The sequence below is a fragment of the Hydrogenophaga sp. 2FB genome (assembly GCF_005503365.1).
Taxonomy (GTDB): domain Bacteria; phylum Pseudomonadota; class Gammaproteobacteria; order Burkholderiales; family Burkholderiaceae_C; genus Hydrogenophaga.
On record NZ_SCML01000038.1, the window covers coordinates 17,204 to 32,416 of the forward strand.

Consider the following 15,213-nt stretch of genomic DNA (forward strand, 5'->3'; position numbering starts at 1 on the left):
GTGGATGAACGTGGGATCAGAGGTCGAGCACCAGCCGCGGCGAGCGGGCCCGGGACACACAGATGAGCATGCTGCGCAGGCCTTCGCGCTGGGCCTCTGAATAGACGTAGTCGCGGTGGTCGATCTCGCCTTCACAGACCCCGGTCTCGCAGGTCCCGCACACGCCGTCTCGGCAGGAAAACGGCACGTCGTGGCCATGGCGCTCCAGCACCTCCAGGATGCTGAGCTCCGGCGGCACCTGCAGGCTCTGGCCGCTGCGGCGCAGGTCGATCCAGAAGCCGTCCGCGCTGGCCGGTGCCTCGCCCGCCACCGGCGCGGAGAACCACTCGAAGTGGCGCGCTGCTGCCGGCACCGGCGAGGCGCTGTCGCGCACCGCCTCCATCAAAGGCGCGGGCCCGCAGCAATACACCTCGGCATCGGCCGGCGCGTCGGCCATCAGCCGCGCCACCGGCAAGGGGCACGCGGCTTCGTCGTCGCAGTGCAGGTGCACGCGCTCGCGGTGGGGCACCAGGTCTTCGTAGAACGCCAGGCGCGAGCGGTTGCGCGCCGCGTAGACCAGCTGCCACGGCTTGTCCATCGCATGGCACCAGCGGATCATCGAGAGGATGGGCGTGATGCCGATGCCGCCCGCGATGAACAGGTAGCGCGTGGCATCGGGCCGCAGCGCAAAGTGGTTGACCGGCGCGGCGCTGTGCAACAGCATGCCGGGCCGCAACTCGGCATGCACACACTCGGAGCCGCCGCGCCCGCCACGGACCCGGCCCACGCCCAGCACATAGCGGTCCCGCTCCCGCCAGTCGTTGAGCAGCGAGTACTGCCGCACCGCGCCATTGGGCAGCGTCAGCGCGAGGTGCGCCCCGGGCTCGAAAGCGGGCAGCGACTGCCCACGGGCGTCCACCAGTTCCAGGCGCATCACGTCATGGGCCTCGGCGGACATGTCCGCGATGCGCAACTGCAATGCGCCGTTCATGCAGAGACCGGCTTGAGCATCGCCACGGGCGCCCCGGCCGATTCGCCCGCGCGCTCGGCCGCCACCAGTTTGTCGAAGGTCCAGCGGAAGTGCGACAGCGCGGTGTCGGCCGCCACCGCGAGCATGCGGAACGACGGGTCGGCGTCGAGCACTTTCTGCTGGGCTTCGATCAGGTGCTTGTCCTCCATGAAGCCTTCGATGAGGCTCTGGTGCAGCGAGCGCGACACGTTGTGGTCGCTGCCCTCGAAGTTGTTGAGGTAGGTCCAGAAGAAGTGCGTGCTCCGGCGCGTCTCGGGCGTCATGAACTGGCAGTTGCGGTATTCGCGGCTGCCCTCGCGGCTGCCGGTCTCCGAGCCACTCCCCGCGGGCGAGAACATGGACTCCAGGAAAAAGATGCCGGGGATGTGCATGTGGCCGATGTTGCGGCGGTCGACGTGGCGGTCCTTCTCGTCCAGTGGCAGCACCTTGCGGTGGAACGGCGGCGCCGCCGCGTCCATGTGCCAGCGCTCGACGCGAAAGCCGCGCGGCAGGCGCTCCACGGCCACGGGCTTGGTCACGTAGGCGTACTCCTCCGAGCCGCCCAGCGTTTTGGTGTGCACGAACGCGAGGTGCGCGAAATCGCTCAGGTTGTCCACGATGAGCAACCAGTTGGCGTCGTAGTGCATGTAGTCGGGAACGCCCTTCCACTGTGGGTCGCGCAGGTAGGGAAAGTCGATGATGTCGTCGGTGTCGGCCAGCGCGGGATCGCCCATCCAGATCCAGACCAGGCCATCGCGCTCGGTCACCGGATAGCTGCGCACACCGAGTTTGGGCGGGATCACCTCCTGGCCGGGGATCTGCACACATTTGCCGGTGGCATCGAACTTGAGTCCGTGGTACATGCAGCGCACGCAATCGCCTTCGCGCCGGCCCAGGTGCAGCGGCACACCGCGGTGGCAGCAGCGGTCCTGCAAGGCCACCACCTTGCCGCTCTCCGACTTGTAGAGCAGCACCGCCTCTTCCAGCAGGGTGCGCGGCAGCATGCGGCCATCGATCAGTTCGTGTGTCCAGGCGGCCACGTACCAGCAGTTTTTCAAGAACATGGGGTTTCCCTTTTCGACGTGTGTGCGTCATGCGGTTGTCGATGGGAGAATCCTAGGTTTTCAGCGCGGGCAGATATACAGGCTGTGCTGGTTACTGTGTTCCGGATCCTGAACAATGCATTGGGAAGACTTCGACGCCTTCTGCCTGGTCGTGGACCACGGAGGGTTCACCGCCGCAGCCCGCGCCACCGACCGGCCGAAGTCAAGCCTCAGTGCGTCCGTCACGCGGCTGGAGGCGCAGGTCGGCGCGCGGCTGCTGGAGCGCACCACGCGCCAGCTGCGCCTCACCGACGATGGCGAGGCGCTCTACCGGGAAGTCTCCAAACCGCTGTCGCAGTTGCGCGAGTTCGCCGCCGAGGCCATCACCAAGAGCGCGCAGGTGCAAGGCACGCTGCGCATCGCGGCGCCGTACGAGTTCGGTGCGCACCACCTTGCCAGCGTGGCCAGCGCGGTGATGAAGACCTACCCGCAGCTCAACATCCATCTTGATGTGGAGCACGCCCGCGTGGCGCTGTTCGAGCGGCACTACGACATCGTGTTCTCGGCGATCGAGCACAGCTTCGCCCCGTCCACCGTGGTCGTGAAGCGGGTGTACACGCTGGAGCGGGGCATCTTCGCCGCGCCGGAGCTGGTCCGTCAGCACGCGCCGCTCACGGCGCCGCGCGACCTGCATGCCCTGCCGCTGCTGGCCGGCAATGAAGAGGCGCACTGGGGCTTTCGCGCCGCCGATGGCAGCGCCATGGAGATCGACGTGCGCACGCCCCGCCTGCGCAGCGGCAACGCCAGCGCACGGCTCGCATCGGCCAAGGCCGGCCTTGGCGTGGCGCGCATCACCGCGACCTTCTGCGCGCAGGCCATCGCCCAGGGCGAGCTGGTGCGGCTGCTGCCCGAATGGCACTGCGAGCCCCTGCGCATCTACGCCCTGTTGCCCGGCAAGCGCCTGGTGCCCTCCAAAGTGCGGATATTTCTGGACGCGCTGGAAGCCGAGTCGCGCTCGCACGCGGACTGAGGCCTACGCCATCAGCAGCGCCGCGCTGATCTCGCGCACCCGGCGCTGGTCCAGCCGCGTCGCGTCCACCCACACGAAACGCCCGGCTGGCGCGCGCGCCACATCGGCCTCGGCCACGGCGCGCTCCGTCGTGCCGTCGAACAACAGCACCACGCGCTGCAACCGGGGCGCGGCGGCGAGCACGCCGAGTTCGTGTCGGCAGCCGCGGTTCTTCTCGCGAAAACCGCGCAGGTCCATCAGCACCACATCGGCCTGGCGCACCAGCGCGGCCAGCGCCTGCTGCCAGGTGCTGTCGAAGCAATAACACTCGTTGACGCGGTAGCGGCCATCGGGGTCTGGCTCCAGGTCGAACTCGCGCAGGCGCGCCCACATCTGTTCCTCGTTGGCCATGAAGCGCTGCACGAGGCGGCCGTCGAGGAAGGTGAACAGGTCGTCGGGGTCGAGCGTGCGGCTGAGCAGGTCGGTGCCTGCGATGAGCACGGTGTTGCCCGAGAGCCGCCAGCGCTCGACGACGCGGTCGAACAAGGCCTGCACGCCCGCGTCCTGCTGGAACACGCGCAGCACCAACAAGGTCGGCGGTGTGCCCACGGGCCGAAGCCAGCCGCGCAAGGCCCAACCCGCCAAGGGAATCCACAGCCAGGGAATGAATTGCGTCAACGCGATCCAGCCACTGCCTTGCAATGCGGGCAGTGCCGAGGCCGCGAGCACCACGAACCAATAGGCGGCGAGCAGGTACCAGAGATCGGAGAAGCGCTTGGCGCGGTACGCCGCGGCCAGCGAACGCGCGATGGTCCAGGCCGGCCAGGCCAGCAGCACCCAGGGTGCCAGCACCAGCAACAGAATTGCAGGATAGGCGCCCACCGTGCTCACGAACCCGATCAACCAGCGTGGCGGATCCAACGAGCCCGCCACCATGATCTGCAAGGTGGTGACCGACGCCCCGGCCAGCAGCAGAAAGATCGGCAGCAGGTACGGCGCCACCGCGCGGATGCGGCCGCTCGCGCCGATCAACAGCGTGACCGTGACCGGGATCAGCACCAGCCCGCCGAGCCAGAGCAGCGCATCGTCCAGCGGCTGCGGCGAGACCGAGCGCCAGGTGACCAACGCGAGCATCGCCAGCAAATACACACCGATCGCGCCCAGCGTGCGCAGCCACGACCAGCGCCGCAGCAAGCCCCAGGTGAGCGCCATCGGCCACGCATAGACCGCGCCCAGCGTGAGCGCGCGGCCCGGGCTGAGCAGGGACGGATCGCCATACACGAAGAGCAGCGCGAGCACCGATTGGGTGAGGCCGATCAACAGGCTCAGCACACCGAGCAACACGAAGTAGCGCCACGCGGCTCGCTGGTTGGCGGCGAAGTCGAGTTGGGCCAGGGGCAACTGCGGCTGCGCCGCGTGCGCCGCGCGCGCCGAGGCGATCGGCGCGTGCAGGGCGTCGGGCGGGGGCGCGCGCCGCATCAGCGCCAGCATGCGCCGCCGGTACAGCCCCGACACCACCCACGACGCCGCGGCGGTGAGCACCACGCCGAGCATCAAGGCCGTGAGGATCGCGCCGGTGTTCATGGTCATCCCGCTCCCCAGCCGGATGCCTGCCCGGCGCGGCCCAGTATCGCGCCGCACCTGCCCGGCAACAAGCCCCGGCCGGCCGATAATCCCCGCATGCCCGACACCGCCACCGACGCGCCGCCCCTGCCCCATCCGACCTGGCGCTTCCTGCTGGCCCACCCGGCCCACTTCATCGCGCTGGGCGCGGGCGCGGGCCTGAGCCGCATCGCCCCGGGCACCGCCGGCACGCTGTGGGCCTGGGTCGCTTTCCTGTTGCTGCAGCCGGTGCTCTCGCCGTGGGCGTGGGCGGCGTTGATCCTCGTGTCCACCCTGGTGGGCTGGTGGGCCTGCACCGTCACCGCGCAGCACATGCGCATCGCCGATTCGGGCCACATCGTGTGGGACGAGGTGGTGGCGTTCTGGCTCTTGCTCTGGCTGGTCTCGCCCACGGACTTCTGGGGCCAGCTCGCCGCGTTCCTGATCTTTCGCGCGTTCGACATGGTGAAGATCGGGCCCATGGCCTGGGCCGACAAAACCTTCAAGGGCTTCGGCCCGCGCGGCGGTTTTGGCATCCTGCTCGACGACTTCGCCGCCGCGTTCTGCACACTCGTCGTCATCGCGCTCTGGAGACTGTGACCATGCAAGACACTGCTGCCGCCCTCGTGGATCAACTCGCGTCATCTCTCAAGGCCCGCGGTCTGATGATGGCGACGGCGGAGAGCTGCACCGGCGGTCTCATCGCCGGCGCTTGCACCGATGTCTCGGGCTCCAGCGACTGGTTCGAGCGCGGCTTCGTCACCTACTCCAACGCCGCCAAGCACGAGCTGATCGGTGTGCCCATGGCACTGATCGAACAGCACGGCGCGGTGAGCGAACCGGTGGCGCGCGCCATGGCCGCCGGCGCGCTCGCGCACTCGGCCGCGCAACTCGCCGTGGCCGTGACCGGTGTGGCCGGGCCCACCGGCGGCAGCGCGGAAAAACCGGTGGGCACGGTCTGGTTCGGCTGGGCCACGCCCGAGGGTGTGTTCACCGAACACCAGCGCTTCGACGGCGACCGCGCCGCCGTGCGCCAGGCCACCGTGCGCCACGCGCTGGCGGGTCTGCTGCAGCGCCTGCCCCCCAACACCTGACCGATCGATCCATGGAACCGTTCAAGAACCTCATCAACCGCGACACCGTCGCCCGCACCGGCCAGCACCTGCGCCGCGCCTGGCCGCGCTTCGACCACAAGCGTTTTGCAGCGCAGGCCGCGACCGGACTCGAAGACCTGGAGTTCAAGGCCCGCGCGATGCAACTCGCCGACGCGCTGGAAGCCACGCTGCCCGCCGACTTCAACGCGGCCTGCGAGGTGCTGGAAACCAGCCTCGCGCCCGCGCTCGCGATCGATGCGCAGGGCGAGCCGATGAAACTCGGTGAGGCAGCCGACACGGGCGTGGCGGGCTGGGCGCTGTGGGCAGTGGGCGAGTTCGTCGCGCGCCGGGGTGTGCTGGACGCGGCGGCGGCGCAGCGCGGCCTGGCCTGCCTGCACGCGATCACACAGCGCTTCACGGCCGAGTTCGCGATCCGCCCGATCATCCAGAAGCACCCCGCGCTGTCGTTCGACACATTGAGCCAGTGGTTGAACGACCCGAGCGCGCACGTGCGCCGACTGGTGAGCGAAGGCAGCCGCCCTCGCCTGCCCTGGGGCCTGCGGCTGCAGTCGCTGGTGGTGGACCCCACGCCCACGCTGCCGCTGCTGCGCGCGCTGCAGGACGACAGCAGCAGCTACGTGCGCCGCAGCGTGGCCAACCACCTGAACGACATCGCCAAGGACCACCCCGACCTGGTGGCGGGCTGGGTGCGCGATCACCTGATCGACGCGCCCGATGCGCGCAGCGCGTTGCTGCGCCACGCCAGTCGCGGCCTCATCAAACAGGGCCACGCACCGACGATGGCGGCCTGGGGTCTGGCCAGCGGGCTCAAGGGCGACGCCTCGCTCACGCTGTCGGCCCCGCGCGCATCGGTGGGTGGTGACATGGGCCTGCGCGTGCGGCTGCGCTCCACCGCGCGACAGCCGCAACTGCTGGTGGTGGACTACGCGGTGCACCACGTGCGCGCCAACGGCAGCGCGTCGCCCAAGGTGTTCAAGGGCTGGAAGCTCACGCTGGCGCCGGGCGAGGAACGCATGCTGGAGAAGCGCCACAGCCTCAAGCCCGTGACCACGCGCACACTCTACCCGGGCACGCACGTGATCGACTTGCGGGTCAATGGCGTGGCGCTGGCCGAGGCGGCGTTCGAGCTCAGAGCTTGAGGATGTGTGCCTCCAGCCCGCGCCGCGGCGCGGGCTGGATGGCCGGGGCGTAGCCCAACCGGGCCCACATCTGCACCGTGAAACGCGGCGCGGGCGCGCCCAGCAGCTGGTGGATATCGGTGTAGGGCACGGTCTGCTCGGGGTACTCCTGCAGCGCCTGCGACAGCGGCTGCATCGAGAGCCCCACGGCGGTGGCGGCGAGCTGGGCGCGCACGTAGGCGCGGCCCGCGTTGACCTGGGTGAAGCGGTCATTGCCCTCGGTCACCAGCCAGAAGAAGGCGGGTGTGCTGTCGATCTTGCGGTTGAAGTCCTGGATCTGCGAGGTGGTCGCGAAGTCGTCGGGGCCGGGCGCGACACCGCGGTCGAACAGGCCCACGGCGTCGAGCGCGCGCACCAGCGGGTCGCTGAGCGAGAGGCCGTCGCGGTGCCGCGCGATCTCCTTCGGGCCCACGCGCAACACCTGGAGCGACTCCATCACCGTGCGCGGCGTCACCAGCTCGATGCGCCAGGCCGCTTGGGCGATGCGGCGGTGCTGCGCCAGCGCCTCGGTCTGCGCCGCGCCGACGAAACCGACACGCACCGGGTGCGGCCGAACGCTGGCGGTGATCCCCTGCAGGGCGGCGGCGGCGGGCTCGCGCGCGCCGTAGGCCTCGCGGTTCGTGCGGCGGCGAAAGATCTGCGCGAACAGAGGGTCGGGCTGCACCGACGCATCCGGCGCCAGGCGGATGCGCGCGGTCGGCCGCGCGTCGACCGTGGTCGGGTCGAAGGGACCCTGCGGAAACAGTTCGATCTGCGCACGCAGGCCCTTCTGCCGCGCGGCCAGGTCGAGCAGTTCGATGAAAGTGCCCTGGCTCATCATCATCTGGCGCGCGTACGGGTCGGTCTGTGGCAACAGGCGGCTGCGGTCGATGAACAAGCGAATCTCGCCGGGCACACCCAGGTCCACCAGCCAGGACTGCAGGTTGTGCGAGTGCGGCGCGAGCAGCGCGTGTCCGACCAGCCAGCGGCGCACGTCGGCCTGCTCGCCCGGCCCTTGCCAGGCGGCGATGGCCTCGGGCGGCAGCGCGCTGCTGCAGGCGCCCAGGGTGCTGGCGGTGGCAGCGGCGATGGCGCCACCGCCCGCGAGGCGGATGAACAGTCGGCGGTCCATGGTGATCTCCTGGTAGGTCTGGCGGTGTCAGGCCCGCGCGGTCAGCGGATTCGCGGCGTCCACCGGCGACAGCAGCGACAGGCCCCGCAGCGTGTGCTGCAGCGCCAACGGCCAGGGCGTGTGCGGCTCGCCGCCGATCCGCTCGCGCAGGCGGCGGTTGTCCAGCCGGTGCGGCTGGTTCCAGAGGTAGCGCAAGGCGGCCAGCGCACCCAGGGTCGGCATGACCGTGCCGAGCGCGCGGATCGGCAGCCAGGGCATGCCACCCACGCGCAGCGCCTCGTTCTCGCGCAGCCAACCCTGTTCACGGGCCAGTGGCTGCAGGGCGTTCACCCAGTCGTGGCCCGTGAGCGTGTGCCCACTGAAATGCAGCGACTCGAACGCCGGCAGGGCATGGCGCACGCGCGCCACCGCGACGAAGGTCTGCGCCAGGTCGGGCAGGTAGGCCCAGGGCGTGGCCACGTCCATCGGGCCGGGAAACACCAGCTTGCCGCGCTGGATGCCGGTGAGCATCGCGCGGTCCAGCCAGGTGCCCTGGCCCTGTCCATAGAAGTTGCCGGCGCGCACGATCACCGCGCGCAAGTCGCCGCGCTGCGTGGCGGCCGCCAGCCCCGCTTCCATGTCGGTGCGGATGCGGCCCATCGCCGTGGTCGGGCGGTGTGGCGCGCCTTCGAGCAGCACGGCCGGCATGTGCTGGCCGAAGTTGTAGACGTTGCCCGGCAGCATCAGCGTGGCGCCCAGCGCCTGCGCCACCGCCATGCCGCTGTGCAGCAGGGGCCCGGCCTCGCGCTCCCAGGCCGGGCGCGTGTACCGGTTGGGGTTGAGCGCGTGCACCACCACCGTGGCGCCACCGGCCTGCCGCACCTGCGCCACCAGCGCGGCGGTGGCCTGCGGCGTGTCCACCGCTTGCGCCAGCCATTGCACCTCGCCAGCCACCGTGGGCGCCCGCGCACCGGGTCGCGTCTGCGCCAGCACACGCCAGCCGTCGCGCGCAAAGGCCTGCACCGCGGCCAGGCCGAAGCGGCCGCGTCCGCCGAGCACCAGCACCGTGCCGGCAGACGATGGAGGAGAGGTGTGTGCGTGCATGAGGAACTCCGTGGGACACCGACCACCGGCGCCATGTCGTGCATTGTGGAAAGCTGTAGCCCCATTCACAATTGCCTGAAACCGAACACCAGCCATGCACAAATGAATACCGGCGATTTCAACTGGACGCTGATCCGATCGTTCCTCGCGGCGCTCGACCGCGGCAGCCTGATGGCCGCGGCGCGGGCGCTGGCCACGACGCAGCCGACCGTGGGCCGCCACATCGGCGAACTCGAAGCGCAACTCGGTGTGGTGCTGTTCGAGCGCACCGGCCGCGGCCTGGTGCCCACGCCGCACGCCCACCGGCTGGCCGAAGCGGCGCGTGCGATGGCCAGCGCGGCCGACCAGCTCGCACGCCAGGCCTCGGGTGCGCAAAAGGGCCTGCGCGGCTCGGTGCGCATCAGCGCGAGCCAGCCCGTCACCTGCGTGCTGCTGCCGCCCGTGCTGCTGCAGATGCGCCGGGCGCATCCGGACATCCAGGTGGAACTGGTGTCGAGCAACGCGGTGAGCAACCTGCTGCAGCGCGAGGCCGACATCGCGCTGCGCATGGTGCGCCCCGACCAGGCCACGCTGCTGTGCAAGAAGGTCGGCCAGGTCGCCCTGGGCACCTACGCGCACCGCGACTACCTGCGCCGCCGCGGCGCGCCACGCGTGCCCGAAGACCTGCTCGCGCACGACCTGGTGGGCAACGACCGCAACACCGACATCCTGCGCGGCTTCGCGGCCATGGGTTACCCGCTGCAGCGCGAGGCCTTTGCCGTGCGCACCGACGACCTCAACGCCTACCAGGCCGCGGTGGACGCTGGGTTGGGCGTGGGTTTTCTGGCGCGTTATGTGGCGCGGCGAAACCCCGATCTGGTGCCGCTGCTGCCGATGCTTTCCATTCCACCGCTGCCGATGTGGCTCGCGGTGCACCGCGAGATCCGCAGCAACCCGCGCATCCGCCAGGTGTGGGACTTCCTCGCCCAGGCCCTGCCCCCGGCGCTGGCCTGAGCGCGCACCCTACACTGCGTCCCACCCGCCACCCCTTGAAAGGCCGCCCTTCATGCTCACGGTCCACCACCTGAACAACTCGCGCTCGCAGCGCGTGCTCTGGCTGCTCGAAGAACTCGGCGTGCCATACGCCATCGAGCGCTACGACCGCGACCCGAAGACCATGCTGGCGCCGCCGTCGCTGGTCAAGGTGCACCCCTTGGGCAAGTCGCCCGTGGTCACCGATGGCAAGGCCACGCTGGCCGAGTCGGGTGCGATCCTGGAGTACCTGGTCGAGCAGTATGGCGAGGGCAAGTTCGCGCCGGAGCGCGGCACGCCGTCGTTCCTGCGCTACCGCTACTGGCTGCACTACGCCGAAGGCTCGCTGGCCACGCCGCTGTTGTTGCAACTGGTGTTCGACCAGATCGAGCGCAAGAGCCCGCTGCTGGTGCGGCCGATTGCGCTGGGCATCTCGGCCAAGATCAAGGGTTTGCTGGTCACGCCCAACCTGAAGCGGCACTTCGATTACCTCGAGGCCGAGCTGACGGAGCATGGACCGTGGTTCGCGGGGCGTTCGTTCAGCGCGGCCGACGTGCAGATGAGCTTTGGCATCGAGGCGGCGGCTGCGCGCGGCTTGCTGAAGAACCGGCCCAAGCTCGCGGACTGGTTGCGCCGCATTCACGAGCGGCCCGCGTACCAGCGTGCGCTGGAACAGGGTGGGCCGTTTGTTTTGGGGACGTTTTGAAGGCGCTGGTTTAAAAGAAGCGGATTGGCGGGTGGCCCCCACCCCAGCCCTCCCCCAGGAGGGGAGGGAGAGGAAGCACATCACGCCAGCTTGAACGGCAACTCCCGCAGCGGCTTGCCGGTCAAGCGCGCAATCGCATTCGCAAACGCCGGCGCCAGCGGCGGCACACCCGGCTCCCCCACGCCCGTGGGCGCATCCGCACTGGGCACGATGTGCACCGCGATCACCGGCATGTCGGTGATGCGCGGCACCACGAAGTCGCCGAAGTTGCTTTGCTCGACCACACCGTCCTTCAACGTGATCGCCGCGCCCGGCAGGCACATGGACAGGCCCATCAGCGCCGCGCCCTGCACCTGCGCTTCCACGCTCTTGGGGTTCACCGCGAGGTTGCAGTGCACGCCCGCCGTCACCTGGTGCAGCTTGGGCGTGCCATTGTCGACCGATGCTTCCACCACATACGCCACCACCGAGTCGAACGATTCGTGCACCGCCACGCCCCAGGCGCGTCCGGCCGGCAGCGTCTTCTTGCCGTAGCCGCTCTTGTCCACCGCGAGCTGCAGCGCGGCGCGGTGCCGCACGGCCTTGCTGTCCATCAGCTTCATGCGGTAGGCCACCGGGTCCTGCTTCGTGGTGCGCGCGATCTCGTCAACCAATGTCTCCATCGCGTATGCGGTGTGGGTGGACCCCACGCTGCGCCACCACAGCACCGGCACGTTGAGCTTGGGGTGGTGGGCCGAGAGGCGCATCGGCACGTCGTACGGCTTGCCCATGCCTTCCACCGCGGTCTCGTCCACGCCGTTCTTCACCATCATCGGCTCGAAGAAGGTGCCGGCCATGATGGACTGGCCGACGATGACGTGGTCCCACGCCAGCACCTTGCCTTGCGCATCAAAGCCGATCTCGGCGCGGTGCACGTGCATCGGACGGTAGTAGCCGCCGCGCACGTCGTCTTCGCGGCTCCACACGGTGCGCACCGGTGCGCTCAGGCCCGCGGTCTGCGCGGCTTTCGCGATCGTGCAGGCCTCGGTCACGAAGTCGCTGGTGAGCAGGCCGCGGCGGCCGAAGCCACCACCGGCCATCTGCACGTGCATGGCCACCTGTTCGGGCTTGATGCCCAGGGTGCGCGCGGCAGCGGCGGCGTCCAGGCCCGGCATCTGCGTGCCGGTCCACACCGTGGCCTTGGCCTGCGCGCCGGTGCCTTCGAGCTGCACCGTGCAGTTCAGCGGCTCCATCGGCGCGTGCGCCAGGTACGGGAACACGAACTCGGCGCTGATCTTGTGCGGCGCGTTCGCCAGCGGCGACATGTCGGCGTCGTGCTTGATGTTGCCGGTCTTCGCGGCCAATGCACGGTAGCTGGCGAGTTGTTTCTCGCTGTCCACCTTCTCGCGGCCGCTGTCGTTCCACTGCACCTTCAAGGCATCGCGCCCCTGCTTCGCGGCCCAGTAGCCGGTGGCCACCACGGCCACGCCTTCACCGCCGTCGTGCGTCGGCACGCGCAGCACGGCTTTCACACCGAGCACGGCGCGCGCGGCCGCGTCGTCCACCGACGCGACCTTGCTGCCGAAGACCGGTGGGTGCGCGAGCACGGCCGTGAGCATGCCGGGCAGGCGCACGTCCATGCCGAAGGCTTGTTGGCCGCTGGACTTCGCTTTCGCATCGAGTCGCGTCGTGGGTTGACCGATGAGCTTGAAGCGCGACGGGTCCTTGAGCGTCACCTGCGCGGGCACCGGCTGCTGCATCGCGGCATCCGCGAGCGCACCGTAGGTGAGCTTCCTGCCGCCCGGGCCGATCACCGCGCCGCGCTCGGTGGCCAGCGAGGTCACCGGCACCTTCCACTGCTGCGCCGCCGCCGCGAGCAACATCGCGCGGGTGCGTGCGCCGAGTTCGCGGTATTGCGTGTACGAGTGCTTGATCGCGGTGGAGCCGCCGGTGATCTGCATGCCGAAGGCCGGATCGTTGTAGGCCGGGTCGGCGTTGCCGTGCACCGCCTGCACGCGGCTCCAGTCGGCATCGAGCTCTTCGGCCAGCACCATGGCCAGGCCGGTGTGCGTGCCCTGGCCGAACTCCAGGCGGTTGACGGTGACCGTGATGGTGCCGTCGCGCGCGATCTTCACGAATGCCGCCGGTTGCTGGTCGGGCTTGAGGCCGGTGGCGGCGGGCTTGGCATCTTGCTGCGCGTTGGCCATGAGCGGGTAGGCGCCGAGCGCGAAACCCGAGGCGGTCGCGAGCTTGAGGAAGCTGCGGCGCGCAAGGCCGGCATCCGCATCGCTTTCGGTGAAGCGGTGCGCCAACGCGGGGGGCAACAGGGACTGGATCTGGTCGCTGGAGAGATGGGTAGGCAGGTGCATGGTGGTTTCTCCTTCAGGCCAGCGAGCGGGCCGCGTCCTTGATGGCGATGCGCACACGCGCGTAGGTGCCGCAGCGGCAGATGTTGCCGGCCATGGCGCTGTCGATGTCCGCATCGGTGGGCTTCCTGTTGGCCTTGAGCAGCGCGGTGGCGCTCATGATCTGGCCGCTCTGGCAGTAGCCGCACTGCGCCACGTCGGCCTTCACCCAGGCCTGGTGCACGGCCTTGCCGACGCGGTCGGTCTGCACCGCCTCGATGGTGGTGATCTTCTGCCCCACGGCCGCCGAGATCGGCGTGACGCAGGAGCGGATCGCCGCGCCGTTCAGGTGCACGGTGCAGGCGCCACACAGGGCCGCGCCACAACCGAACTTGGTGCCGGTCATGCCCAGCGTGTCGCGCAGGGCCCAGAGGATGGGGGTGGATTCGTCGGCATCGACGCGAGTGTCCTTGCCATTGATGTTGAGCGTGGTGGGCATCGTGGTTTTCTCCGGTCGTGGTGGGGGTGGGGAAATCGGGCGTTATGAATGAATGTTCATTCGCTTATTGAAGGCAATTCGGGCATGGGATGGCATGGGCTTCAGGCCTTGATGCCATCCCAGCACATGCCGAAGGCCTGCGCCAACGCAGTCTCGGTGTCGGTCAGATCGCCGCTGCGCAAGAGGTTGGCGGTATCGCGCACGGAACCAAAAAAGCTCGCGGCCAGTAGCATGGTGGGCACGTCCTTGACGATCTGCTGCGCACGCGCGTCGTCGAAAAAGCCCAGGCAACCGCTGGCAAAGCGGGCCGAGAACTGGCGCGAGGCTTCGCTGAACCAGGGCGAGTTGTAGTACTGGTCCATGAACACCGCTTCGGGGTAGTGCGCCAGCCGGTGGCGCAGCAGCCGCGTCCAGTTCTGCTCGATGCGGCGGCGAAACGGCACCGAGGGATCGATGCCGGTGTCGATCAACGCGGCCAGCGCGCCCTTGACCTGCTCGTACAGCGCATTGAGCAGCTCTTCCTTGGAGCGGTGGTAGACGTACAGCGTGCCGGTGGCGATGCCGGCCTCGCGCGCAATGCCGGCCATGGTGAGCCCGCTCAGGCCGACGCGCTCCACCAGGGCCAGCGTCGCGCTGGCGATGGCCTGTTGCTTGTCGTCGTCTTTGGGTTTCATGCGAGCGCAATCTTAAGCGAATGAATATTCACCCGTCAACCGCGCCCGTCGGGCGTCACGCGCCGTGGCACTTCTTGTATTTCTTGCCGCTCCCGCAGGGGCAAGGATCGTTGCGGCCGGGCGTGGCTTCCTTGCGCACCGGCTCCACGCGCGGCCCCAGGCTCTTGCCGATCTGGTGCAGGTCGTACACGGCCCAGATCGCGGCGCCGAAGGCGTTGAGGCGGTCGTCGCTCACGCTGGGCGGGCCGTCTTCCACGTGCATGTTCACCGTGGGGGTGTCGGTGTCGTCTTCGGTCAGCGCCACGACGCTGTCCAGCGATTCGTCGATCCAGGTGGCGGTGTCCTTGTCGCGCGGCGGCTCCCACTCCTCGCCCCAGTTCTCCACCACGAACATGAAGCCCAGCGCCCACACCTGCGCGTAGGCGGGCAGTTCCTGGTCCTTGAAATCGGCGCGCTCGGCATCGGGCAGCGCGGCCACGGCGCCACGCACGTCCATCAGCTCGGGGTGGTAGCTGCGCTCGTCTTCCAGCGTGTCCACGGGCGCGGCGAGCGAGGCCGCCACCTCGTCCTGGCGGCGCGACCACAGGTCCATGAAGCGCTCGTACTGCGCGGTGTTGCTGAAGTGCGTGCCGTCGTCCTGCGGCGCGGTCGGCAGCGGGCCGGTGCCCAGCAGCACCGGCAGCCACTCGGCGGGTTCGATCGGGCGGCGCGTGCACAAGAGCGCGGCCATCGCGCCTTCGCAGAACTCCCACTGCGGCACTTCTTCGCCGCGCGTGCGCAGGTCGTCGAGGATCGCGTCCAGCGCGTCGTAGTCGTCGTGGTCCAGCGCGGTGGTGGCTGGGTCGGGGGTGGTGTCGGGGGACGTCATGT

The 15,213-nt window shown here is 69.5% G+C and carries 15 protein-coding genes; 6 read left to right on the plus strand and 9 right to left on the minus strand.

What is annotated here, in order from left to right; translation table 11 throughout:
* Positions 1-16: 16 nt before the first annotated feature.
* The gene (locus FFS09_RS20535) at positions 17-970 is read right to left on the minus strand and encodes a PDR/VanB family oxidoreductase (RefSeq protein ID WP_137920766.1); all 954 of its coding nucleotides are present in this window, start codon (positions 968-970) and stop codon (positions 17-19) included.
* Positions 967-2,052 (minus strand): aromatic ring-hydroxylating dioxygenase subunit alpha, encoded by a 1,086-nt coding sequence (locus FFS09_RS20540; RefSeq protein WP_137920767.1) that lies wholly within the window; start codon positions 2,050-2,052, stop codon positions 967-969. Before FFS09_RS20540 ends, FFS09_RS20535 begins: the two co-directional genes overlap by 4 nt.
* A gap of 115 nt (positions 2,053-2,167) precedes the next feature.
* Between FFS09_RS20540 and FFS09_RS20545 the strand changes: the two genes are divergently transcribed.
* Positions 2,168-3,061 (plus strand): LysR family transcriptional regulator, encoded by an 894-nt coding sequence (locus FFS09_RS20545; RefSeq protein ID WP_137920768.1) that lies wholly within the window; start codon positions 2,168-2,170, stop codon positions 3,059-3,061.
* 3 nt (positions 3,062-3,064) lie between these two features.
* On the opposite strand, the gene FFS09_RS20550 is transcribed toward FFS09_RS20545, so the two are convergent.
* A complete protein-coding gene (locus tag FFS09_RS20550) occupies positions 3,065-4,624 on the minus strand; it encodes a hypothetical protein (RefSeq protein ID WP_137920769.1) in 1,560 nt (519 codons plus the stop codon).
* A gap of 96 nt (positions 4,625-4,720) precedes the next feature.
* Between FFS09_RS20550 and FFS09_RS20555 the strand changes: the two genes are divergently transcribed.
* The 3 genes from FFS09_RS20555 to FFS09_RS20565 are packed head-to-tail and all read left to right on the plus strand — an operon-like array spanning position 4,721 to position 6,896.
* A complete protein-coding gene (locus FFS09_RS20555; RefSeq protein WP_137920770.1) occupies positions 4,721-5,242 on the plus strand; it encodes a phosphatidylglycerophosphatase A family protein in 522 nt (173 codons plus the stop codon).
* 2 nt (positions 5,243-5,244) lie between these two features.
* A complete protein-coding gene (locus FFS09_RS20560; RefSeq protein WP_137920771.1) occupies positions 5,245-5,736 on the plus strand; it encodes a CinA family protein in 492 nt (163 codons plus the stop codon).
* A gap of 11 nt (positions 5,737-5,747) precedes the next feature.
* Positions 5,748-6,896 (plus strand): DNA alkylation repair protein, encoded by a 1,149-nt coding sequence (locus tag FFS09_RS20565; protein WP_137920772.1) that lies wholly within the window; start codon positions 5,748-5,750, stop codon positions 6,894-6,896.
* On the opposite strand, the gene FFS09_RS20570 is transcribed toward FFS09_RS20565, so the two are convergent.
* Both FFS09_RS20570 and FFS09_RS20575 read right to left on the minus strand, forming a co-directional pair.
* Positions 6,886-8,046 (minus strand): Acg family FMN-binding oxidoreductase, encoded by a 1,161-nt coding sequence (locus tag FFS09_RS20570; RefSeq protein ID WP_137920773.1) that lies wholly within the window; start codon positions 8,044-8,046, stop codon positions 6,886-6,888. The two genes, FFS09_RS20565 and FFS09_RS20570, sit on opposite strands and share 11 nt — an antisense overlap.
* 27 nt (positions 8,047-8,073) lie before the next feature.
* On the minus strand, positions 8,074-9,129 hold the full coding sequence (locus tag FFS09_RS20575) for an NAD-dependent epimerase/dehydratase family protein (protein WP_137920774.1): 1,056 nt from the start codon (positions 9,127-9,129) through the stop codon (positions 8,074-8,076).
* Positions 9,130-9,231: 102 nt separating this feature from the next.
* On the opposite strand from FFS09_RS20575, the gene FFS09_RS20580 reads away from it, so the two are divergent.
* Positions 9,232-10,122: a LysR family transcriptional regulator gene (locus tag FFS09_RS20580; RefSeq protein ID WP_137920775.1), complete on the plus strand. Its 891-nt coding sequence runs from the start codon at positions 9,232-9,234 to the stop codon at positions 10,120-10,122.
* A gap of 52 nt (positions 10,123-10,174) precedes the next feature.
* Complete coding sequence (locus FFS09_RS20585; protein WP_137920776.1) at positions 10,175-10,846, plus strand: glutathione S-transferase family protein; 672 nt, start codon at positions 10,175-10,177, stop codon at positions 10,844-10,846.
* 80 nt (positions 10,847-10,926) lie between these two features.
* On the opposite strand, the gene FFS09_RS20590 is transcribed toward FFS09_RS20585, so the two are convergent.
* From FFS09_RS20590 to FFS09_RS20605, 4 genes are all read right to left on the minus strand, one after another.
* The gene (locus FFS09_RS20590; RefSeq protein WP_137920777.1) at positions 10,927-13,194 is read right to left on the minus strand and encodes a xanthine dehydrogenase family protein molybdopterin-binding subunit; all 2,268 of its coding nucleotides are present in this window, start codon (positions 13,192-13,194) and stop codon (positions 10,927-10,929) included.
* Positions 13,195-13,207: 13 nt separating this feature from the next.
* Positions 13,208-13,669 (minus strand): (2Fe-2S)-binding protein, encoded by a 462-nt coding sequence (locus tag FFS09_RS20595; RefSeq protein WP_137920778.1) that lies wholly within the window; start codon positions 13,667-13,669, stop codon positions 13,208-13,210.
* A 101-nt stretch (positions 13,670-13,770) separates the two neighbouring features.
* Positions 13,771-14,343 (minus strand): TetR/AcrR family transcriptional regulator, encoded by a 573-nt coding sequence (locus FFS09_RS20600; RefSeq protein WP_137920779.1) that lies wholly within the window; start codon positions 14,341-14,343, stop codon positions 13,771-13,773.
* Between the two features lie 55 nt (positions 14,344-14,398).
* The gene (locus FFS09_RS20605; protein WP_137920780.1) at positions 14,399-15,211 is read right to left on the minus strand and encodes a YecA/YgfB family protein; all 813 of its coding nucleotides are present in this window, start codon (positions 15,209-15,211) and stop codon (positions 14,399-14,401) included.
* Positions 15,212-15,213: the final 2 nt, after the last annotated feature.

Excerpts from the sequence above, each read along its gene's own strand:
- FFS09_RS20535 (WP_137920766.1), bottom strand. The coding sequence starts at position 970 with ATGAACGGCGCATTGCAGTTGCGCATCGCGGACATGTCCGCCGAGGCC.
- FFS09_RS20540 (WP_137920767.1), bottom strand. The coding sequence starts at position 2,052 with ATGTTCTTGAAAAACTGCTGGTACGTGGCCGCCTGGACACACGAACTG.
- FFS09_RS20545 (WP_137920768.1), top strand. The coding sequence starts at position 2,168 with ATGCATTGGGAAGACTTCGACGCCTTCTGCCTGGTCGTGGACCACGGA.
- FFS09_RS20550 (WP_137920769.1), bottom strand. The coding sequence starts at position 4,624 with ATGAACACCGGCGCGATCCTCACGGCCTTGATGCTCGGCGTGGTGCTC.
- FFS09_RS20555 (WP_137920770.1), top strand. The coding sequence starts at position 4,721 with ATGCCCGACACCGCCACCGACGCGCCGCCCCTGCCCCATCCGACCTGG.
- FFS09_RS20560 (WP_137920771.1), top strand. The coding sequence starts at position 5,245 with ATGCAAGACACTGCTGCCGCCCTCGTGGATCAACTCGCGTCATCTCTC.
- FFS09_RS20565 (WP_137920772.1), top strand. The coding sequence starts at position 5,748 with ATGGAACCGTTCAAGAACCTCATCAACCGCGACACCGTCGCCCGCACC.
- FFS09_RS20570 (WP_137920773.1), bottom strand. The coding sequence starts at position 8,046 with ATGGACCGCCGACTGTTCATCCGCCTCGCGGGCGGTGGCGCCATCGCC.
- FFS09_RS20575 (WP_137920774.1), bottom strand. The coding sequence starts at position 9,129 with ATGCACGCACACACCTCTCCTCCATCGTCTGCCGGCACGGTGCTGGTG.
- FFS09_RS20580 (WP_137920775.1), top strand. The coding sequence starts at position 9,232 with ATGAATACCGGCGATTTCAACTGGACGCTGATCCGATCGTTCCTCGCG.
- FFS09_RS20585 (WP_137920776.1), top strand. The coding sequence starts at position 10,175 with ATGCTCACGGTCCACCACCTGAACAACTCGCGCTCGCAGCGCGTGCTC.
- FFS09_RS20590 (WP_137920777.1), bottom strand. The coding sequence starts at position 13,194 with ATGCACCTGCCTACCCATCTCTCCAGCGACCAGATCCAGTCCCTGTTG.
- FFS09_RS20595 (WP_137920778.1), bottom strand. The coding sequence starts at position 13,669 with ATGCCCACCACGCTCAACATCAATGGCAAGGACACTCGCGTCGATGCC.
- FFS09_RS20600 (WP_137920779.1), bottom strand. The coding sequence starts at position 14,343 with ATGAAACCCAAAGACGACGACAAGCAACAGGCCATCGCCAGCGCGACG.
- FFS09_RS20605 (WP_137920780.1), bottom strand. The coding sequence starts at position 15,211 with ATGACGTCCCCCGACACCACCCCCGACCCAGCCACCACCGCGCTGGAC.